Origin of the sequence: Methylibium sp. Pch-M, assembly GCF_004136295.1 — a bacterium.
Taxonomy (GTDB): Bacteria; Pseudomonadota; Gammaproteobacteria; order Burkholderiales; family Burkholderiaceae_C; genus Methylibium; species Methylibium petroleiphilum.
Map to the genome: position 1 here is coordinate 2,294,069 of NZ_CP029606.1, position 19,901 is coordinate 2,313,969.

At 71.1% G+C, this 19,901-nt stretch carries 20 protein-coding genes and 1 riboswitch; of the genes, 12 read left to right on the forward strand and 8 right to left on the reverse strand.

Features of this window, described 5'->3' with window-relative positions; genetic code table 11:
* Positions 1-5 precede the first annotated feature (5 nt).
* Positions 6-488, reverse strand: coding sequence for an Lrp/AsnC family transcriptional regulator (locus C1M51_RS11010; RefSeq protein ID WP_129449770.1), 483 nt, complete (start codon positions 486-488; stop codon positions 6-8).
* A 121-nt stretch (positions 489-609) separates the two neighbouring features.
* Between C1M51_RS11010 and hppD the strand changes: the two genes are divergently transcribed.
* The 3 genes from hppD (at position 610) to C1M51_RS11025 (ending at position 3,588) form a co-directional block, all read left to right on the forward strand.
* Complete coding sequence (gene hppD, locus C1M51_RS11015; protein ID WP_129449771.1) at positions 610-1,722, forward strand: 4-hydroxyphenylpyruvate dioxygenase; 1,113 nt, start codon at positions 610-612, stop codon at positions 1,720-1,722.
* Positions 1,723-1,751: 29 nt separating this feature from the next.
* On the forward strand, positions 1,752-2,639 hold the full coding sequence (gene phhA / locus C1M51_RS11020; RefSeq protein WP_129449773.1) for a phenylalanine 4-monooxygenase: 888 nt from the start codon (positions 1,752-1,754) through the stop codon (positions 2,637-2,639).
* 112 nt (positions 2,640-2,751) lie between these two features.
* Positions 2,752-3,588 (forward strand): hypothetical protein, encoded by an 837-nt coding sequence (locus C1M51_RS11025; RefSeq protein ID WP_129449775.1) that lies wholly within the window; start codon positions 2,752-2,754, stop codon positions 3,586-3,588.
* Here the strand turns inward: C1M51_RS11025 and C1M51_RS11030 are convergent.
* The 3 genes from C1M51_RS11030 to C1M51_RS11040 are packed head-to-tail and all read right to left on the reverse strand — an operon-like array spanning position 3,507 to position 6,593.
* A complete protein-coding gene (locus C1M51_RS11030) occupies positions 3,507-4,436 on the reverse strand; it encodes an alpha/beta fold hydrolase (protein ID WP_129449777.1) in 930 nt (309 codons plus the stop codon). The two genes, C1M51_RS11025 and C1M51_RS11030, sit on opposite strands and share 82 nt — an antisense overlap.
* A gap of 13 nt (positions 4,437-4,449) precedes the next feature.
* Positions 4,450-6,069 (reverse strand): GMC family oxidoreductase, encoded by a 1,620-nt coding sequence (locus tag C1M51_RS11035; RefSeq protein ID WP_129449778.1) that lies wholly within the window; start codon positions 6,067-6,069, stop codon positions 4,450-4,452.
* A gap of 5 nt (positions 6,070-6,074) precedes the next feature.
* On the reverse strand, positions 6,075-6,593 hold the full coding sequence (locus C1M51_RS11040) for a hypothetical protein (RefSeq protein ID WP_129449780.1): 519 nt from the start codon (positions 6,591-6,593) through the stop codon (positions 6,075-6,077).
* Positions 6,594-6,727: 134 nt separating this feature from the next.
* On the opposite strand from C1M51_RS11040, the gene C1M51_RS11045 reads away from it, so the two are divergent.
* From C1M51_RS11045 to opgC, 3 genes are all read left to right on the forward strand, one after another.
* Positions 6,728-7,456 (forward strand): FFLEELY motif protein, encoded by a 729-nt coding sequence (locus tag C1M51_RS11045; RefSeq protein ID WP_129449781.1) that lies wholly within the window; start codon positions 6,728-6,730, stop codon positions 7,454-7,456.
* Positions 7,457-7,508: 52 nt separating this feature from the next.
* On the forward strand, positions 7,509-9,206 hold the full coding sequence (locus C1M51_RS11050; RefSeq protein ID WP_129449783.1) for a long-chain-fatty-acid--CoA ligase: 1,698 nt from the start codon (positions 7,509-7,511) through the stop codon (positions 9,204-9,206).
* Between the two features lie 69 nt (positions 9,207-9,275).
* A complete protein-coding gene (gene opgC, locus C1M51_RS11055; protein ID WP_129449785.1) occupies positions 9,276-10,466 on the forward strand; it encodes an OpgC domain-containing protein in 1,191 nt (396 codons plus the stop codon).
* Here opgC and C1M51_RS11060 read toward each other — a convergent pair.
* A complete protein-coding gene (locus tag C1M51_RS11060) occupies positions 10,426-11,172 on the reverse strand; it encodes an SGNH/GDSL hydrolase family protein (protein WP_129449787.1) in 747 nt (248 codons plus the stop codon). The genes opgC and C1M51_RS11060 overlap by 41 nt on opposite strands.
* A gap of 239 nt (positions 11,173-11,411) precedes the next feature.
* On the opposite strand from C1M51_RS11060, the gene C1M51_RS11065 reads away from it, so the two are divergent.
* Complete coding sequence (locus C1M51_RS11065; protein WP_129449789.1) at positions 11,412-11,807, forward strand: hypothetical protein; 396 nt, start codon at positions 11,412-11,414, stop codon at positions 11,805-11,807.
* 19 nt (positions 11,808-11,826) lie between these two features.
* On the opposite strand, the gene C1M51_RS11070 is transcribed toward C1M51_RS11065, so the two are convergent.
* Positions 11,827-12,459 carry a response regulator transcription factor gene (locus C1M51_RS11070; protein ID WP_011827958.1) on the reverse strand — a complete coding sequence of 211 codons (633 nt, stop codon included), beginning with the start codon at positions 12,457-12,459 and terminating at the stop codon, positions 11,827-11,829.
* On the reverse strand, positions 12,456-13,898 hold the full coding sequence (locus C1M51_RS11075; RefSeq protein ID WP_129449791.1) for a histidine kinase: 1,443 nt from the start codon (positions 13,896-13,898) through the stop codon (positions 12,456-12,458). Before C1M51_RS11075 ends, C1M51_RS11070 begins: the two co-directional genes overlap by 4 nt.
* Positions 13,899-14,028: 130 nt before the next feature.
* A riboswitch (yybP-ykoY riboswitch) is annotated at positions 14,029-14,199 on the forward strand.
* Positions 14,200-14,211: 12 nt separating this feature from the next.
* On the opposite strand from C1M51_RS11075, the gene C1M51_RS11080 reads away from it, so the two are divergent.
* Both C1M51_RS11080 and C1M51_RS11085 read left to right on the forward strand, forming a co-directional pair.
* Positions 14,212-14,787 (forward strand): TMEM165/GDT1 family protein, encoded by a 576-nt coding sequence (locus tag C1M51_RS11080; RefSeq protein WP_129449793.1) that lies wholly within the window; start codon positions 14,212-14,214, stop codon positions 14,785-14,787.
* A 118-nt stretch (positions 14,788-14,905) separates the two neighbouring features.
* Positions 14,906-16,165 (forward strand): putative Na+/H+ antiporter, encoded by a 1,260-nt coding sequence (locus tag C1M51_RS11085; RefSeq protein ID WP_129449795.1) that lies wholly within the window; start codon positions 14,906-14,908, stop codon positions 16,163-16,165.
* Positions 16,166-16,215: 50 nt separating this feature from the next.
* Here the strand turns inward: C1M51_RS11085 and C1M51_RS11090 are convergent, their stop codons facing one another.
* A complete protein-coding gene (locus C1M51_RS11090; RefSeq protein WP_011827969.1) occupies positions 16,216-17,073 on the reverse strand; it encodes a LysR substrate-binding domain-containing protein in 858 nt (285 codons plus the stop codon).
* A 127-nt stretch (positions 17,074-17,200) separates the two neighbouring features.
* Here C1M51_RS11090 and C1M51_RS11095 point away from each other — a divergent pair, with 127 nt between their 5' ends.
* Genes C1M51_RS11095 through C1M51_RS11105 form a run of 3 tightly spaced genes read left to right on the forward strand, consistent with a single transcriptional unit; the run spans position 17,201 to position 19,495 of the window.
* Positions 17,201-17,755: an amino acid synthesis family protein gene (locus tag C1M51_RS11095; RefSeq protein ID WP_011827970.1), complete on the forward strand. Its 555-nt coding sequence runs from the start codon at positions 17,201-17,203 to the stop codon at positions 17,753-17,755.
* A 17-nt stretch (positions 17,756-17,772) separates the two neighbouring features.
* Positions 17,773-18,093, forward strand: coding sequence for an EthD family reductase (locus C1M51_RS11100; RefSeq protein ID WP_049820860.1), 321 nt, complete (start codon positions 17,773-17,775; stop codon positions 18,091-18,093).
* 43 nt (positions 18,094-18,136) lie between these two features.
* Positions 18,137-19,495: an aspartate aminotransferase family protein gene (locus C1M51_RS11105; protein ID WP_129449797.1), complete on the forward strand. Its 1,359-nt coding sequence runs from the start codon at positions 18,137-18,139 to the stop codon at positions 19,493-19,495.
* Positions 19,496-19,901 lie beyond the last annotated feature (406 nt).

A 19,901-nucleotide genomic window follows, 5' to 3' on the forward strand; every position in this document is an offset into this window, starting at 1 on the left:
ACGTCTCACACCGGCGTGGCGCTGGTCGCCTTCACGCGGTCCATCACGAAGCTCGTCTTGCAGTCCTCGACGCTCGGGTGCTTCAGCAGCGTGTCCATGATGAAGCGCGAGTAGTGCGCCATGTCCTGCACCACGACGCGCAGGTGGTAGTCGGTCTCGCCGGTCAGCGCCACGCACTCCACCACCTCGGGCCACACCTGCACCGAGGCCTTGAACAGGTCCATCGGGTTGCGCTTGTGCGTCTCGGTGTGCTTCTCGAGCCGCACGCTGATGAAGGCCGTGAGCCCCAGGCCCACGCGCGCCGGCGGCACCACCGCTGCATAGCCCGCGATCACGCCCGCTTCCTCCAGCCGCTTCACGCGCCGCAGTGCGGCCGAGGCCGACAGCTGTACCTCGGCGGCCAGCTGGTCGTAGGTGGCGCGGCCATTGGCCTGTAGCGCGCGCAGGATGCGTCGGTCGATCATATCGAGCTCGATAGAGGCTTCCATGAGATTGATTGTGCAGTAATCATGCGTGATGCGGGTCATTAGCGCGTGGTTTGCAGTAAACCTGCGCCGCATGCTCTATACAGTGGAGACAGTTCTTTCTCCACGCCAGCGAGGTCCGCGCATGCAATTCACCCCTTGGGACAACCCGATGGGCACCGACGGCTTCGAGTTCATCGAGTACGCCGCGCCGGACCCTGCCGCCATGGGCGCGCTGTTCGAGCGCATGGGCTTCCGCGCGATCGCCAAGCACCGCCACAAGCAGGTCACGCTGTACCGGCAGGGCGAGATCAACTTCATCGTCAACGCGGAGCCCGACTCGTTCGCGCAGCGCTTCGCGCGACTGCACGGCCCGAGCATCTGCGCCATCGCGTTCCGCGTGCGGGACGCCAAGGCTGCCAGCGAGCGGGCCGTCGCGCTCGGCGCGTGGGGCTATGCCGGCCATGCCGGCCCGGGTGAACTCAATATCCCCGCCATCAAGGGCGTGGGCGACTCGCTGATCTACCTGGTCGACCGCTGGCGCGGCAAGAACGGTGCGAAGGACGGGGACATCGGCAACATCGGCTTCTTCGACGTCGACTTCGAGCCGCTGCCCGGCGCCACGCTCACGCCGGAGGGGCACGGCCTCACCGTCGTCGACCACCTGACGCACAACGTGCACCGCGGCCGCATGGCCGAGTGGGCCGAGTTCTATGCGCGGCTGTTCAACTTCCGCGAGATCCGCTACTTCGACATCGAGGGCCAGGTCACCGGCGTGAAGAGCAAGGCCATGACCAGCCCCTGCGGCAAGATCCGCATCCCGATCAACGAAGAGGGCAACGAGACGGCCGGGCAGATCCAGGAGTACCTCGACCGCTACCACGGCGAAGGCATCCAGCACGTGGCGCTGGCCTCGCTCGACCTGCCGGCCACCGTCGATGCGCTGCGCGCCCAGGGCGTGAAGCTGCTCGGAACGCCCGACACCTACTACGAGCGGGTCGACCAGCGCATCCCCGGCCACGGTGAAGACCTCGCCGCGCTGCGCGCGCGCCGCATCCTGATCGACGGCAAGGCCGGCGAACTGCTGCTGCAGATCTTCAGCGAGAACCAGCTCGGACCGATCTTCTTCGAGTTCATCCAGCGCAAGGGCGACCAGGGCTTCGGCGAGGGTAACTTCAAGGCCCTGTTCGAGAGCATCGAGCTCGATCAGATGCGCCGCGGCGTGCTGGCCGGCGAGGCGGTGACGCAGGGCGTCTGAGCGGCCGACCGGACGAACACCCACCGGCCATGAAGCACGACTTCCATGACGGCGTGAACAAGGGCGTGGCGCCGGTCACCTACGGGCAGGGCGACCGGCCGCCGCGCGGCGACTACTCGCGCGCGCGGGCCGACTACAGCTGCGAGCAGGACATGGCCCGCTACACCGAGGCCGACCACGAGACCTACCGCCGTCTCTATGCCCGCCAGCTGCGGCAGCTGCCGGGTCTGGCCTGCCAGGCGTTCATCGACGCCGTCGAGCAGCTCGGCGCCCCCGATCGCATCCCGCGCTTCAGCGACATCTCCGCGCGGTTGTCGAAGGCCACCGGCTGGCAGATCGTCGGCGTGCCCGGCCTGATCCCCGAGGAGGCCTTCTTCGCGTTGCTCGCCCAACGGAAATTCCCGGTCACCGACTGGATCCGCACCCCCGAGGAGTTCGACTACGTCGTCGAACCCGATGTCTTCCACGACCTGTTCGGCCACGTGCCCCTGCTGTTCAACCCGGTGTTCGCCGACTACATGCAGGCCTATGGCGCGGGCGGGCTCAAGGCGAGCCGGCTCGACGCCTGCGAGTTGCTGGCGCGGCTGTACTGGTACACGGTGGAGTTCGGGCTGATCGACACGCCGCAGGGCCTGCGCGCCTATGGGGCCGGCATCCTGTCGAGCGCTGGCGAGCTGCGCCACGCGGTCCTGTCCCCCGAGCCGCAGCGCATCGCCTTCGATCTGCAGCGACTGATGCGCACGCTCTACAAGATCGACAGCTACCAGGCCGGCTACTTCGTGATCGACAGCTTCCGGCAGTTGTTCGACGCCACCGCGCCGGACTTCACGCCGGTCTACGCTGCGGTGCGCCAGCAGCCGCTGGTGGAGGCCGGCGTCGTGCTGGACGGCGAGCGCTGCTTCACGCCGGCCGGCTGAAGCCGTCACGCCTCCTGGCCTCCCCCAACGGGGGCCCCCGCGAGAGCGATGTGTGACAGGGTGAGCGCGTCGAGACTCGTCGGCAGTGAACGCCACTGCCCCGCTGCCCTCGATGTCGCCCCAGTTGTCCACCCGCTGCGCACTGGCCTTGCTGGGGGCGATGCTGTTCGCGAGCCTGATGGGCCTGCTCGCCTGGGGGCCGGTCGGCTATCCGGCGCAGACCGAACGCAACACCGATTCGCGCACCGTCCTCGGTCTGGCCCAGGGCTGGAACCTGCTGTCGCTGCTGCCCCTGTTCGCGGCCAGCGTGGTGGGCACCGTCGGCCTGCGCCGCCACCGTGCCGGCGGCCCACGTCGCCTGGCGTGGCACCTGTTCTTCGGCGCGGCCACGCTGACCACCGTGGTCGGCGCACTGGACCATCTTGCGCCGGGCGATGTCGGCTTCCTGCTGAGGCAGGTCGCGACCGCCAGTGTTTGCGTCCTGCTGTCCCTGATCTACCTTGCAGAACGGCTGGGGCCCCGCTGGGTCACTCCCCGGCTGCTGGCGGGGGCCGTCGCGAGCGGGCCGCTCGGCGGTCTGGCCTGCGCAGCCAGCGCGGCCTGGCTCGGCGGTCCTGACTTGCGCTGGCTGCTGTGGCTCCAGTTGCTGCCGGTGCTGCTGATGCCGCTCGGCGTGTGGGGTCTGCGCAGCGACGGCCTGCGCCCGAGCGACTGGGTTGTGGCGCTGCTGTGGTTCGCGGCGGCGAGGTTCGTCGACACCGCAGATGGCTGGGTGTGGCAAGCCAGCGGTGGGGCGGTCAGCGGCCACGCCGTGCACCACCTGCTGCTGGCGGGCTGTATCGGCTGGCTCGCCTGGCGGGTGCTGCGTCAGCGCTCCGACGTGCCGCCGGCCCCGCACGAGGAGCTGGCGGCAAGCCAGCGCGCTGCCTCGCTCACCACCTCCGGGTGAAACACCATCGCCACGTGGGCCGTGGCCGGCAGGTGGCGGTTGTCGGCGCCTGGCAGGGTGGCGGCGCAGGCCGGGAACACGATGTTGTCGGCGTGGCTGTAGAAGCAGGTGAAGCGGCCGGTGTGCAGCGCCGGCTCGCGGGCGGCCAGCCCGGTGATCCACTCGCTCGCCTGGCGCATGTGGCGGGAGTTCGTCGTGCGGCTCAGTCGTGCCAGCCAGGTGCCGCGGTGCGGTGAGCCGATCGTGATCACGTGCTGCACGCGGGTGGCGGCGCCGGGTGTCGCCGCGAGCCAGGCGCGCGCCACCAGGCCGCCCATGCTGTGGCACACCAGCAGCGGCGGCAGGCCGGTCGACTGCTCGAGCCGCGCCACCGCCGCCTCGAGCTGTGGCACGTAGACATCCAGGTCACTGAACACCGGTTCCAGGTCGACGGCCACGTACGGTCGCTGCTCGGCCGTGCAGCGCGCAAGCCACGGCCCCCACAGGCCGCGATTGCAGACGTAGCCGTGCACGAACACCACGCCGCGCACGCCGGGCCGGCCCGGCACGTCGGGGAAGCGCGCGGCGTGGAAGGGCTGGCGCCACACGAACACCTGCCACGCCACCACGCACTCGCCCAGCCAGGCTCGCAGCAACTGCAGCGGGCCGGCACGCGGGGTCTCGTCGCGGCCGTGCAGGCAGGCCAGCAGCACGAACTCGACCGCAAGGATGAAGACGTATCCGAAGGCGAGCACCAGGGCGCCGGCGACGGCCAGTACCGGCCGTCCCTCCGACGCCCACCCTACCAGCCAGCCCAGCGCGGCCAGCGTCACTGCCAGGATCACGAAGCGCTGCAAGCGCGCGAGCATGGGCCGGTGAGTCCTAGGCCAGCGAAACCGTGCGCCCCGCCAGGCGCTGCGCCAGCCCGCTGGCGAGCCGGTTGACGATGCCGTAGATCGACAGCTGCGGGTTCGCGCCCACGCTGGTGGGGAACAGCGAGCCGTCGTGCACCGACAGGTTCTCGAGCTGCCAGTGCTGGCCGTTCGGCTGCACCACGCCCCGCTTCGCTTCGCCGGCGAAGCCGCAGCCGCCCATGGCATGCGCGCTGAACACGCGCGTGAGCTGCGGCTTCATCGGCAGGGCGGCGATCTCGCGCTTCGCCTCGTCCCAGCTGCGGTAGCTGCGCGCCAGCTCGTGGGTCGGGATCACCTCGCGCGCACCGGCCGCGAACTGCAGCTCGGCCATGCTCAGCAGCGCGCGGCGTGCGCCGTCCATCACGAACTCGGTCAGCGGGTAGTCGAGCAGCGGCGTGCGGTCGTCGCGCAGCCGCACGCGCCCGCCGGGCGACTGCGGATGGAAGCCGTCGCGCAGCAGCGCGAGCAGCGCATGCGTGTGCGGGAACTGCCGGAGCTGCCGCGTCTGCTCGAGCCCGAAGCCGGCCATCGTCGTCGCGAACACCGTCGGGTGGATCGGTGGCGCCTCGAGCTTGTAGCCGATCGGGCCGTCGATCGGATCGACGCCGAGGAAGTGATCGCTGTAGATCGTCTGCGGCGCGCCGGCCCAGCCCTCGACCCGCTGGTCGAAGACCGCCGCCGACGCCACCACCGGATGCAGGAAACTGCGGTGCCCGAGGCGGTTGTGCGGGTCGGGCGCCTTCGATCGCAGCAGCAGCGCCGGCGAGTTGATCGCGCCGCCGGCCACCACGTAGTGCTTCGCGCTCACGCGCACCCTGCGGTCCGACGCCATGCTGCCGTCGGTGGCGACCGGCACGCAGTCGAGCCAGCGGACCTTCGAACCGTCATGTTCGAAGGCCTGCGCGCGCGTTTCCACCAGCAGCCGCGCGCCGCGCTCCAGCGCGGCGGGGATCGTGGTCACCAGCATCGACTGCTTCGCGTTCGTCGGGCAGCCGAGGCCGCAGGAGCCGAGGTTCCAGCAGCCCTTCACGTTGCGCTGGATCGTCGCGGCGCGGATGCCCAGCCGGTCGGCACCGCGCTTGAGCAGTTCGTTGTTCTCGTTCGGCGGCGCCAGCCAGGGGCCGATGCCGAGGCGCCGCTCGGCCTGCGCGAACCACGGCGCCAGCGCCTCGGGCGAGCAGTCCTTCAGGCCGAAATGCTGCTGCCAGTAGGCCAGCGTGTCGTCGGGCGTGCGGAAGGAACTGGTCCAGTTGACCGTGGTCGATCCGCCGACGCAGCGGCCCTGCAGGATGTTGATCGCCTTGTCGGCCGTCTTGCGCCCGGCGCTCTCCTGGTAGAGCTGCGGGTAGGCCTCGCGCTCGAGCTGGTGGAAGTCGCTGCTGGTCTTCAGCGGGCCTTCCTCGATCAGCAGCACGTCGAGGCCGGCCTGGGTCAGCAGCTCGGCCGTGATGCCGGCGCCCGCGCCGCTGCCGACGATCGCCACGTCGCAGCTGATCCGCTCCGGCAGCGGCTGCGCACCCGCGTGGCGTCCGCCGAACACCTTCCAGCCGCGCGCGAGCCCGTCCTTGAAGGGGTCGGTGATGGCCATGCCGCTCAGACCGCGCTCGGGCCGGGATAGCCCAGCAGCGACCAGTGCTCCGACTGCGCGAAGTAGGCCGCGTTGGTGAGGTCGCGCAGCGCGTGATAGGCCTGCTGGCGCAACTCGTGGTCGGTGGTGCGCATGCGGCGCAGCGCGGCCTCGAGTTCGTTCACGCTCGCGTCGGCCCAGTCGCTGCGCAGGCCGGTCAGCCACTGCCGCGTGGCCGACACCGACAGCACGCCGAGCAACTGCGCGATCTCGGCCTGGGTCGCCGCAGGAAAGCCGGCGATCGTCTCGTCCAGCCGCTGCAGATGGCGCTCCAGCGCTGCGTCGAGCGCCGCCGGCTCGGCGGGCAGGCTGCCTTCGAGCACGGCGCGCGCCACGGCGCGGAACACCGCGCGGCCCGACGGCGTGAGCCGGCCGCCGCGCACGCCGGGCCGCCACAGCCACGCCGCGCCGCCGGCCACGGTGAACAGCGCCGTGGCCCCGGCGCCGAGCTGCAGCAGGCGCCGACGCGACGGCCCTGCGCTCATGCGGCCAGCCCGCGCCGCGGGCGCCGGGGACAAGGGAAGGTGCTGACGGTCATCGACGCGGAGTGTTGCATCATTCGCGCGCCGGTCCATCGAGGCGGGCCTCTATTAGCGATCCCGGATTACCCCCGACCCGCATGACCGCGCCCCTGCGAGCCACCGCTGCCGACGCGCCGGCCATCCTGCGCAGCCTCGCCGCCGTCGAGCAGGAACGGGCGCGTCGCCAGGCCGTGCCCGGACTCGGCGAGAAGGTGCACGCGGTCAAGGCCTACCAGCAGGCGCGCTTCGAGCACACCCATGCCGAGCTGCTGGCGAGTCCGCGCTATGTCGCGGCCGCGCGCTTCTTCCTCGATGAGCTGTACGGGCCCAGCGATTTCAGCCGGCGCGACGCGCAGTTCGCCCGCATCGTGCCGGCGCTGGTGCGGCTGTTCCCGCAGGAGATCGTCGGCACCGTCGCCACGCTGGGCGAGCTGCATGCGCTGTCCGAGTCGCTCGACAGCACGATGGCCGAGGCACTGCCGTCGCCGGCCGTCGACGCACGGGCCTACGCCCGGGCCTGGCAGGCCACGGGCCGGCGCGCCGACCGCGCGCAGCAGATCGACCTGATGCTCGAGGTCGGCCGTTCGCTCGACCGCTACACGCGCAAGCCGATGCTCACCACCAGCCTGCGCATGATGCGCGGTCCGGCGCGTGCTGCCGGCCTCAGCGAGCTGCAGTCCTTCCTCGAGCGCGGCCTCGAGACCTTCAGGACGATGCGCGGTGCGAGCGAGTTCCTGGTCGGCATCGAGGCGCGCGAACGCGCGCTGCTCGCGCAGCTCTTCACGGCCGAACCGCAGGCCACTGCCGGCTCAGGGCAACTCCCGTAGCCGCGCCGCAGCGGTGCCCGAAGAATCGGGCGTCTTTCGGAGGAGCTCGCGCATGGACATGCCGGCCAAGAAGCCCTGGCTCGCCCACTATCCCCCCTCGGTGGCGGCCACGGTCGATGCCGGCTCCGACGCCTCGCTGTCAACGCTCCTCGACCAGGCTTTCCGGCAGCATGCCGCACGCTCCGCGGCCGTGCTGATGGGGCGCGAACTCAGTTTCCGCCAGATCGACGAGCTGGCCGAAGCCCTGGGCGCCTGGCTGCAGGCCCAGGGCGTCGTGAAGGGCACGCGCGTGGCGCTGATGATGCCCAACCTGCTGCAGTACCTGGTGGCGCTTGCGGCGGTGCTGCGCGTCGGTGCCGTGGTGGTCAACGTCAACCCGCTCTACACCGCGCGCGAACTGCAGTTCCAGCTCAAGGATTCCGGCGCCGAGGTGATCGTGGTCCTCGAGAACTTCGCGGCGACGCTCGAGGCGGTGATCGACCACACGGTCGTCAAGCACGTGGTGCTGGTCTCGATGGGCGACCTGCTGGGCTTCTGGAAGGGCCAGCTGGTCAACTTCGTGGTGCGCAACGTCAAGAAGATGGTGCCGGCCTTCACGCTGCCGCTCACCGGTGGGCGCAGCGTCACGCGCTTCAACATGGCCATCGCCGAGGGCACGCGCCTGAAGCTCGTGCGCCCGCCGGTGGGGCCGGACGACGTGGCCTTCCTGCAGTACACCGGCGGCACGACCGGCGTGTCCAAGGGCGCCACGCTGCTGCACCGCAACGTGGTGGCCAACGTGATGCAGACCGAGGCCTGGTTCCGCCCCATGCTCGACAAGGTCGGCGGCCAGCAGATCGTCTGCGTCTGTGCGCTGCCGCTGTACCACATCTATGCGCTGATGCTGTGCTTCGTGATGGGCGCGCGCCTGGGCATGAAGAACCTGCTGATCCCCAATCCGCGCGACATCCCCGGCCTCGTCAAGACGCTGACGAAGCACCGCGTCAACATGTTCCCGGCCGTCAACACGCTGTTCAACGCGCTGGCCAACAACGCCGAGTTCGCGCGGCTCGACTTCTCCGGCCTGGTGGCGTCCACCGGCGGCGGCATGGCCTGCCAGCAGGCCACCGCGGAGAAGTGGCTGCGCATCACCGGCTGCCCGATGGTGGAGGGCTACGGCCTGTCGGAGACCTCGCCGCTGGTCACCTGCAACCGGCTGGACCTGCGGCAGTTCAGCGGCAACGTGGGCCTGCCGATCCCGTCGACCGAGATCGCGATCCGCGACGACGACGGCCGCGACCTGCCGCTTGGCGAGGCCGGCGAAGTCTGCATCCGCGGGCCGCAGGTGATGGCCGGCTACTGGAACCGCCCCGACGAGACCGCCAAGGTCATGACACCGGACGGCTACTTCAAGTCGGGCGACATCGGCGTGCTCGACGAGCGCGGCTACCTCCGCATCGTCGACCGCAAGAAGGACATGATCATCGTCTCCGGCTTCAACGTGTACCCCACCGAGATCGAGCAGGTGGTCAACCTGCACCCCGGTGTGCTGGAGTGCGCGGCGGTCGGCGTGCCCGACGAGAAGACCGGCGAGGCGGTCCGGCTGTTCGTCGTGCGCAAGGACCCGTCGCTCACCGAGCAGCAGCTGGCCGACCACTGCCGGCAGAACTTCACCGCCTACAAGCGGCCGCGGCGCATCGAATTCCGCGACGACCTGCCCAAGAGCAACGTCGGCAAGATCCTGCGTCGCGAGCTGCGCGGCCCGGGCTGAACCGCGGCGGGAACCTCCGGGTCGGCGGACGGGTCTGTCAGGACTCGTCCCTTTCTCCCATGCCGCCGCATGAACCGCCGACTCTGGGAAATCGACGCGCTGCGCGGCCTGATGCTGGTGCTGATGACGCTCACGCACCTGCCCACGCGCTATGCCGACCCGCTGGGCCAGCCGTTCGGCTTCGTCTCGGCGGCCGAGGGCTTCGTGCTGCTGTCGGGCTACATGGCCGGCATGGTCTACACCGCGCGCGAGCGGCGCGACGGCGAGGCCGTGATGCGCGAGGCCTTCCTGCGGCGCGCGCTGAAGATCTACGCCTGCCAGGCCGCGCTGCTGCTGTTCCTGTTCACCGTCATCGCGCTGATCGGCGTGCTGGCACGGCAGGACGCCATCACCAACCTGATCTCCTTTTATTTCGAGCAGCCGGTCACGGCCTTCTTCAGCGGCCTGCTGCTGATCTACAGCCCACCGCTGCTCGACATCCTGCCGCTCTACGTGGTGTTCATGGTGCTCAGCCCGTTGCTGCTGCTGCACGGCCTGCAGCACGGCTGGCGGGGCATCCTCGCGCTCAGCGTGCTGCTGTGGCTGCTGGCGCAGTTCGACCTCGGACGCGCGGTCTACGACCTCAGCGTCGCGCTCACCGGCCTGCCGGTGCCGTTTCCCCAGACCGGCGCCTTCGAGATGTTCGGCTGGCAGTTCCTGTGGGTGATGGGGCTGTGGATGGGCTCGGTGCAGTCCGCCTCGCGCGCACCGGCACCGCTCGTCTTCCCGCCGTGGCTGGTGCGCACGGCGGTCGTGATCGGCGTCGTCGGCCTGGTGTGGCGGCACGCCGTCGGGCAGCTGCCGTTTCCCGGCCACGAGGCGCTGAACCTGATGTTCGACAAATGGCACCTCGGCCCGCTGCGCGTGATCAACCTGTTCGCCCTGCTGGTGCTGACCCTGCACTTCGGCCCGCGCCTCGCGGCCCGGCTGCCGCGGCTGCGGGTGCTGGAGACGCTGGGCGCCGCCTCGCTGCCGGTGTTCTGCGCCCACCTGGTGCTGGCGCTGCTGCTGCTGGCCGTGGCCGGCGATGCCGGCACGCCGCGCGCGGCGTGGATCGACGCGCTGATCCTGGTCGGCTGCTTCGCCGTCCTCTACGCGGTGGCGTGGATCAGCGGCGAACTCGATCGCCGCACCGCCGCGATGCGCCGGCAGCTGCGCTCGCAGGCCGCCGACGCGGCGCTCAGCGTGGCGGTGCGGGCGCGCGCAGGTGGTCGGCGATGACGGTGCGCCACAGCGCATAGCCCTGCGTGTTCAGGTGCAGCGCATCGGGCAGGAACAGCTCCGCGCGCGGCCGCCCTAGCTCATCGAGCATCTTCGAGTAGATGTCGATGTAGTCGAGGTTCGGTGTGTGGCGGCTGTAGTCGGCCACCAGCGCATTGGTCTCGACCACCTGCGGCATCAGCGCGCTGCGCAGCGGGCTGGGCTTGATCGACAGGAAGGCGATGCGCGTGTCGGGCAGCGCCCGGCGCACGCCCTCCACGAAGCTGCTGAAGCTCGCCAGCACCTGCTGCGGCGTGCGGCCCTCGGCGAGGTCGTTGTCGCCGGCGTAGACGATCACCAGCCGCGGCTTGTACGGCAGCACCAGCCGTTCCAGGTACGCCGCGCAGTCGAACATCCGCGAGCCGCCGAAGCCGCGCTTGACGATCGTCTCGCCGGCGAACTGCGCCTCCAGCCCCGACCACAGCCGGATCGACGAGCTGCCGACGAACAGCACCCCGCCGGGCGGGGGCGCCTGGGCCTCGTCGGCCAGCGCGAAGGCGTCCAGGCTGTCCTGCCAGCGCGCCTCGACGGGCGTTGCGGCGGCCGCGGGGCCGCCGCTGCCGTTCGCGCGCGCCTGCGCGGCAGGCCGCGTGGCCTGCGCCTGCGCGCCCAGCACCCCGAGACCGAGGCCGCACAGCGCGAGCAACCAGCGTGTCGATCGCTTCATCGTCTGTCTCTCCTTGCCCGCCGCGCGGACGCGGCGGGGCGAACTCCGGGAACGACCCCGTGAGGTCCGCTGCGGGCCTCGCGGTTCCGCGCCACGGCCCATTCTGCGCCGCGGCGATGCAAGGCCGCGCAAGACTTGCGACAGAACGTGGCTCGGGCAACTTGCCCTCGGCGGCACGCGCCGGCTTCTGCACACTCGCGGCGGCATCTGGACAACAAGGCCGAACCCCGGAGGAGACCATGATCGGAACCTGGAGCGCCCACGCCCCCACCTACCTGCTGTGGCTGTGCATCGTGACCACGCTGGTGTTCGCGCTGCCCATCACCTTCACGCCGCTGGCCTGGGCCCGGCTGATGCGCTGGCGCATCCCCGAGCACACCGACCTGGCGGTCTACTTCGGGCGCTGCCTCGGCTGCTTCATCCTGATCCTCGAGGCGATGATGCTGCGCGCTGCGCTCACCGGCGTCGCGCTGCAGCCCACCTTCGAATTCCTCACCGCGGTGTTCGCGCTGATGCTGGTAGCCCACGTGGTCGGCGCACTGCAGCGCATCCAGCCCTGGACCGAGACCGCCGAGATCGGCATGTACGCGGCCCTGCTGCTCGTGACGCTGGCGTTCTTCCCGCGCGCGGGCTGAGCGCGCGCGCCCGCGGCGCTCAGCCGATCCAGCCGCGCTGCCAGGCCATGCGCGCGAGCTCGAAGTCGCTGGCGGTGCCGAGCTTGGACTTGATCTGGTAGTGCACGTTGTGCACCGTCTTCACGCTCAGGCTCAGCGACTGCGCGATCTCCTGCGGCGTGCGGCCGCCCACCAGCAGCCGCATCACCTCGAACTCGCGCGGCGACAGGCCGTGGGCCGCGCTGTCCTGTGGGTCGAGCAGTGCGCTGGCCACCTCGCCCGAGACGTCCGGGCTCAGCACGCGGCGGCCCTGGTTCACCTCGCGCACCGCGGCCACCAGCTGCGAGGGCGCGCTGCTCTTGGTCACGTAGCCCAGCGCGCCGGCGCGCAGCGCCTGCGCCACCCAGACCGCGTCGCGGTGCATGCTGAAGGCGAGCATGCGGCAGGCCTCGTCGCGCTGGCGCAGCCGGGCGATCAGTTCCAGCCCGCCCATGCCCGGCAGGCCCAGGTCGATCACCACCACCGCCGGCCGCAGCGCGCGCCACTGGTTCAGCGCCTCGCCGCCGTCGCCCGCCTCGGCCACCACGACGATGTCGCTCTGCAGCTCCAGCAGGCGCTTGTAGCCCTCGCGCACGATCGCATGATCGTCGACCAGCATCACGCGGATCGTCATGCCTGCGTCTCCTCGAGCGGCGGCAAGGGCAGCGTCACCGCCAGCCGCATGCCGCCAGGCCGGCAGGGCGCCACGTCCAGCGTGCCGCCCAGCGCCGAGACCCGCTCGCTCATGCCCAGCAGGCCGTGGCCCGGCACCGGCACCGCCACGCCCACGTGGCTGCCGTTGTCGGTCACCTCGATGCTCACCTGCCGCTCGGTGCAGGCCAGCCGCACGCGCGCCTGTGCGGCGTCGCCGTGGCGCACCGCGTTCGTCAGCGCCTCCTGCACGATGCGGTAGACGTGCACCCGCATCGAGTCCGGGATACGTTCGGTGTCGCCGTCGATCTCCAGCGTGGCGTGCAGGTCGCCCTGCGCGGCCCGGCGCCGCGGCTGTGCCACCAGCGCCTGCAGGGCCTGCGCGAGACCGAAGCGGTCGAGCGCCGGAGGCCGCAGGTCCGACAGCACCCGCTGCAGGCCCTCGAGCAGGTGCTCGGTGGTGCGCGACATCGCGTCGGCGCTCGGCCGCAGCTGCGGCAGCGACTGGCCGGCCAGCGTGGACACCACCTCGGCCTCGGCCCACAGCGCGGCCAGGCTCTGGCCCATCTCGTCGTGCAGCTCGCGCGCGAGGCGCCGGCGCTCCTCTTCGCGCACCTGCAGCAGCCGCTCCGTCAGCAGGCGCTGGCGCGCCGTGGTGGCGGCCCAGCGCGCCGCCAGCCGGTTGAAGCTGCCGGCGATGCTGCGCAGCTCGCTCAGCGCGAACGGCGGCAGCCGCACGCTCAGGTCGCCGCCCTCCAGCCGCGCCAGCGCCGCCAGCACCTCGTTGGCCGGGCGCAGCGAGCGGTCCACCAGCAACGCCACCGCCGCCACCACCCCCACGAAGCCGAGCGCGAAGCCGCCCAGCACCAGCCAGCGCTGCCACAGCATCTGGCCGAGGCTGTCCCAGTTCGGTGTGACCACGATGGTCCCGGCGCGGATGCCGGCTTGCAACTGCAGCAGCCGCGTGGCCTGGGCGTTGCCGATGGCGCCGGCGCGCAGCCACGGCGCCAGCAGGCGCCCGGCGTCCGTCACCGGCTCCTCGGACAGGCAGGACTGCGCCAGCGGCCGGTCGCGCATCAGGTGCTGGACCTCGACGCAGAACGAGATGCGCCGCCCCAGCCGCTCCAGCGGCGTCAGCGGCACCTCGATGTCGATGCGGTCGAACGACGAGGTGCGCCGGGCCAGGTCGTCGTTCAGCAGCTGCGCCACCAGCGACGCGGTGGCCGGCAGCTCGGCGGTCGCCGCCTGGCGCAGCACGCGCACCTCCCAGGCGGCCAGCGACAGCAGCACCGCCACGGCGATCAACACGATGCGCCAGATCAGCGCGCGCCGCAGGTGCAGCACCGGCCGCGCGGCGGCGGCGGAGGCCGTGCCCGTCGAGGCGAGCGGCGGCGCGGGAAGGATGGAAGGGGGCAGGGACATGGGCGGCACGGTTGCGGCGCATCTTGCACCAAGGCCGTGGCTCAATTGGAGTGAGCAACTGCGACAGGCAGTTTGCCCGGTACTCTGGCGGGGGGTGCCCGCCGAGAGCCGGCCGCTAGAATCCGGGCTCCCACCCGTCATCGGGGAGTAGCCGCCCTGCATCCGCTGCAGGGGCTCGCGTCAACACACTTGGCCTGCCGGCCATGGTGCGAGCAGCTTCCACAGCCTGGCAAGACCTTTGACCGCACAGCCTCCGCGTGGCCGGAGAGGCCGTGTGGTCATTGCGTCATCCGGCCCAGGACCTCTCGTTCGCATGGAAGCCTTTCTCGTCTCGACCGGCATCGTCGCCCTCGGTGAAATGGGCGACAAGACGCAGCTCCTCGCGCTGCTGCTCGCGGCCCGCTTCCGCCGCCCGCTGCCCATCATCCTGGGCATCCTGGTCGCCACCCTCGTCAACCACGCCTGCGCCGCCGCGGTGGGCGACTGGATCGCCCGTGCGCTGGGCCCCGACGTGCTGCGCTGGGTGATCGGCGGCTCCTTCCTCGCCATGGCCGCCTGGATGCTGGTGCCCGACAGGCTCGACGACGAGGCAGAGGGCAGCGGCCGCCTGCGCCTGGGTGTGTTCGGCACCACCGTGGTCGCGTTCTTCCTCGCCGAGATGGGCGACAAGACGCAGATCGCCACCGTGGCGCTGGCGGCGCGCTACACCGAGCTGTGGGCCGTGGTGACCGGCACCACCTTCGGCATGATGCTGGCCAACGTGCCGGCGGTGCTGCTGGGCGACGGCGTGGCGAAGCGGGTGTCCATGAGGCTGGTGCACGGCATCGCCGCGCTGCTGTTCGCGGTGCTGGGCCTGCTGACGCTGTTCAACGTGGGCCATCTCCTCTGATCCACGGCGCCCTGCAGCGCCCCGTACACTCCCTCCCGGGTGTCGGACCGCGAGCGCGGTGCGGCAGGTTCACGCGAAGGTCGGGCCGCCTCGCGGTTGCTTCACGACCCTGCTGCCCATGACCGACCCCACGATCGACTGGATCGCCGCCGCCCTCTTCGGCGTGGCCCTCGTCCACACCTTCGCTGCCAAGCAGCTCGAGCGCCTCTCGCACCGCCATCCGCGCCACGCCGGCCTGTTCCACCTGCTGGGCGAGGTGGAGGTGGTGTTCGGCTTCTGGGCCATCGTGCTGGTGCTGGTCATGGCGCTCGTCGCCGGCCGCGGCGCGGCGCTCGACTACGCCGAGTCGCGCAACTACACCGAACCGCTGTTCGTCTTCGTCGTGATGGTGGTGGCGGCCTCGCGGCCGGTGCTGCAGACCGTGATGCGTGCCGTGGGCGCGATCGCGCGGTTCGCGCCGCTGCCCACGCCGCTGGTGTCGGCCTGGCTGGGCCTGGCCGCGGTGCCGCTGCTCGGTTCGCTGATCACCGAGCCTGCCGCGATGACCATCGCGGCGCTGCTGCTTGCGCCGCGGGTGTTCCGGCCCGGCGTGCCCGAGCGCATCAAGTACCTGGCGCTGGGCGTGCTGTTCGTCAACGTGTCGATCGGCGGCACGCTCACCTCCTATGCCGCGCCGCCGGTGCTGATGGTGGCCGCCGCCTGGCAATGGGACAGCGCCTTCATGCTGGCGAACTTCGGCTGGAAGGCGGCGCTCGCCGTGCTGGTGAACGCCTCGGTGGCCGCCTTCCTGCTGCGCCGGCACCTGGGGGACGGGCCCGACGCAGCGGGCACCGCCGGGGCGGAGCCGGTGCCGCTGGCGGTGGTGGGGGTGCACCTCGCGCTGCTGGCCGGCGTGGTGGTGCTGGCCCATCACCCGGTGGCCTTCCTGGCGCTGTTCCTGCTGTTCCTCGGGTTCACGCAGGCCTACGCGCGCCACCAGGACCCGCTGATCCTGAAGGAAGCGCTGCTGGTGGGCTTCTTCCTCGCGGGCCTGGTGGTGCTCGGCGGCCTTCAGCGCTGGTGGCTGCAGCCCATCGTCGCGGGGCTCGAGCCGCTGGCGCTGTTCTTCGGCGCACTGGCGCTCACCGCCGTGACCGACAACGCGGCGCTCACCTACCTGGGCTCGCTCATCTCCGGCATCTCCGACGCGTCGAAGTACATGCTGGTGGCCGGCGCGGTGGCGGGCGGCGGGCTGACCGTCATTGCCAACGCGCCCAACCCGGCCGGCGTGGCGCTGCTCAAGCGCGGCTTCGCCGACGAATCGGTCGGTGCCGGCGGCCTGCTGCTCGGCGCCCTGGGCCCGACCCTGGTGGCCGCCGCGGCCTTCCTGCTGCTCTGACCCGCCTCCTGCCCCCTCTCCCGCTCGCGGGAGAGGGCCGGGGTGAGGGCCTACCCCCGCACCCTCCTCAACGGCCCCCGCATCTGCTCCCCCAGGCGCTGCGCCAGCGCCGCGTCGGTGGCCGGCGAGGCGGCGAGGATGATCGTCACCGCCGGCAGCGCCGGAAAGCCCTGCTGCGGCGTGAGCACCACCGCATCGGGCGGCACGCAGCTCTCGGCCACCACCGACACCGCGAAGCCGGTGCGCACCGCCGCCTGCACCGCCGCCATGCTGCGGCTGGTGCAGACGATGCGGTGCTCGCGCCGCCGCTTGCGCAGCTGCGCCAGCGCCCACTTGCGGAAGATGCAGCCCTCCGGGAACAGCGCCAGCGGCAGGCAGTCGGCGTGCGCCACGTCGTGCTGGGCCGAGGCCGTCCAGACCACGCGCTCGGTGCGCAGCACCACGCCCTCCTGGGTGTCGGTCTCGGCCGACAGGATGGCCAGGTCGAGCTGGCCGTCGGCCAGCAGCGGGCGCAGCTCGGCGCTGGGTGCGCACTGCACCTCCACGTGGGCGCGCGGCGCCAGCCGCGCCAGCGCTGCCAGCAGCGGTGCCATCAGCACCGGGATGTAGTCGTCGGGCAGGCCCACGCGCAGCGTGCCGCCGAACTCGGGCGCGCGGAAGTGCGCCAGCGCCTCACTCTGCAGCGCCAGCATGCGCCGCGCGTAGCGCACGAGCTCGGTGCCGTCGTGCGTGAGCACCAGGCGCCGGCCCTGGCGCTCCAGCAGCGGCCGCTCCAGCGAGGCCGCCAGCTTGGCCAGGTGCACGCTCACCGCCGAGGGCGTCTTGTGCACCAGGTGGGCCGCACCCTTGCAACTGCCGGCGTCGGCAAACGCCACCAGCGTGCGGAGCTGATCGATGTCCAGCAGCATGGGCGTGGAGTTTACGAAACGTGAACTGTCGCGCCACGAAGTTTCGTTTTTCAGCGGCTTTCGATCCGCCTAGAGTGAAACGTTGACGTGCCCCGTTTCCCCCTTGCCTTCCAGGACGAACCCGACGATGTCGCTGCTGCAACTGCGCAAGCTGGTGGTCCAGCTCGAGGAGATCCACACCGAGATCGGCCGCCCGGTCGACCCGCCCGCCCGCAAGGTGGTGGTGGCCGCCGTGGTGAAGAACCCCTATGCCGGCCGCTACGTGGAGGACCTTTCGCCGCTGTACGAGCTGGGCGCCGAGCTCGGCGACCTGCTGGGCCGCCGCGGCGTGCAGGCGCTGGGCGTGGCGCCCGACGCGGTGCAGAGCTACGGCAAGGGCGCCATCGTGGGCCTGGACGGCGAGATCGAGCATGCCGCGGCCATCCTGCACCCGAAGTTCGGCGCGCCGGTGCGCCGCGCGGTGCACAAGGGCGAGGCCATCATCCCCGGCAGCAAGAAGATGGGCGGGCCGGGCTCGCTGATCGTGATGCCGGTGACCAACAAGAACGACATCTGGAACTTCGACGACATGGATGGCGCGGAGATCGCCATCGCCGACGCGCCGCATCCCGACGAGATGCTGGTGGCGCTGGTGCTGGCCATCGGCGGGCGACCGCTCCATCGTGTGAGGAAGCCCGCATGAGTGCGAAGGAGACCTCCATGTTCTTCAAGGCCATCATCCTCCTCAAGCGTCGCGAGGACATGAGCGCGCAGGACTTCGCCGCGTGGTGGCTGGGCCAGCACGCCGCCCTGGCGCGCCAGCTGCCCGGCCTGCGCGGCCTGCGCTTCAACCTGGTGACGGCCGACGGCGAGGGCGCCATCGACGGCGTGTCCGAGCTGTGGTTCGACAGCAAGGAAGCCTTCGACGCCGCCTACGACACCAAGCACGGCCGCGCCGTGGCCGCCGACTCCATGGCCCACGTGTCGCGCCGCGAGCGGCTGTTCGTCGACGAACACACGCTGGTGGACACCGGCGTCTGAACCCGCCACCCCAGCGACCCCTGCAACCCACGGAGCCAGCCACATGGGCGACAGCCTCAACGCCGCGCTGCTGCAGCGCGACCACCGCCACCTGGTGCATTCGCTGCACAACGAGGCCGCCCACCTGGCCGGCAACGTGTGGGTGAAGGGCGAGGGCACCACGCTGACCGACGCCGACGGCAAGCGCTACATCGACGCCATGTCGGGCCTGTGGAACGTGACCCTGGGCTACGGCCGCCGCGAGCTGGTGGACGCCGCCGCCGCGCAGATGGGCGAGCTGGCCTACGCCTCTGGCTACGCCGGCAGCACCAACCTGCGCGCCATGGAACTGGCCGAGAAGCTGGCGGCCGACCGCGTGTACCCCAACATGCACCGGTTCTTCTTCACCTCGGGCGGCGGCGAGTCGACCGACAGCACCATCAAGACCGCGCGCTACTACTGGAAGGCCCAGGGCAAGCCCGGCAAGTACAAGACCCTCAGCGTGCTGGGCGGCTACCACGGCGTGACGCTGGCCGCCATGTGCGCCACCGGCATGCCGGCCTACTGGCCGGCCTTCGAGCCGCGCATGCCGGGCTTCGTGCACATCCCCAACCACGACGTCTACCGCTATGCCGTGCCGCCCGGCGGTGACCCAGCCACCGCCGCGGCCGACGAGCTGGAGCGCGCCATCCTGGCCGAGGGGCCCGACACGGTGGCGCTGTTCATCGCCGAGCCGGTGATGGGCGGCGGCGCCTACGTGCCGCCGGCGGGCTACTTCCGCCGCATCCGCGAGATCTGCGACCGCTACGACGTGCTCTTTGCCACCGACGAGGTCATCACCGGCTTCGGCCGCACCGGCAAGCTGTTTGCGCTGGGCCACTGGGGCAGCGACGTGCAGCCCGACCTGGTGCAGTTTGCCAAGGGCATCACCAGCGGCTACGTGCCGATGGGCGGCGTGGGCCTGTCCGACAAGGTGGCGGCGGTGTTCGACCGCCCGGGCGCCGACACCTGGATGCACTGCTACACCTACAGCGGCCACCCGGTGGCCTGCGCGGTGGCGCTGGCCACGCTGGACGTCATCGAGCACGAAGGCCTGCTGGCGCGCGCGCAGGTGCTGGGCGAGCGGCTGCTGCGCGGCCTGCGCGGCGCACTGGGCGAGCACCCGAACGTGGGCGACATCCGCGGCCTGGGCCTCATCGCCGCGGTGGAACTGGTGGAAGACCGCTTCTCCAAGAAGCCGTTCGACCCCGCCCGCAAGACGGGCCCGCAGGTGCTGACCCAGATGCGCCAGCGCGGCGTGGTCACGCGCGGCCGCGGCGACACCGTCTACCTGGGCCCGGCGCTGGTGAGCGACGAGGCCACCATCGACCGGATCGTGGAGGCGGTGGCGGAGGGGGTGGGGGCGGTGTTGCCGGCTTCTTGAGCGTCTGCCTCCACGTCGCGCGCGGAGCGCGGGCGGGGTCGGGAAGGCCTCTTGTCACGGCGCCGGGTGCCTACCCGGCGCCGTGGTCATTTAGGCCGCCTAAACGCCATCGCGTATCGACCAGATAGCGGCCATCTACAGGGCGTCGTGCATGTCTTGGCACCGACGCAGGGGTTGCGTTAGATCAACAGCGCCAGTACGGTCGCGCATGTCTAAATCTAGTTAGGCACCTCAAAATCTTCGCCCAAGCATGAACGCTAGAACGCGCTACGTGTTTGTCAGCATGGTTGTGCTACTCGCTTATGGCGCGCTAATGCTTGTTGTGTCGTATAAGGTCGCTCAGGCTGAACAGTTAGCCTTCACCATCAAAGCATGTGTGTGGGTGCTGATGTTCGGGTTCGTTTGT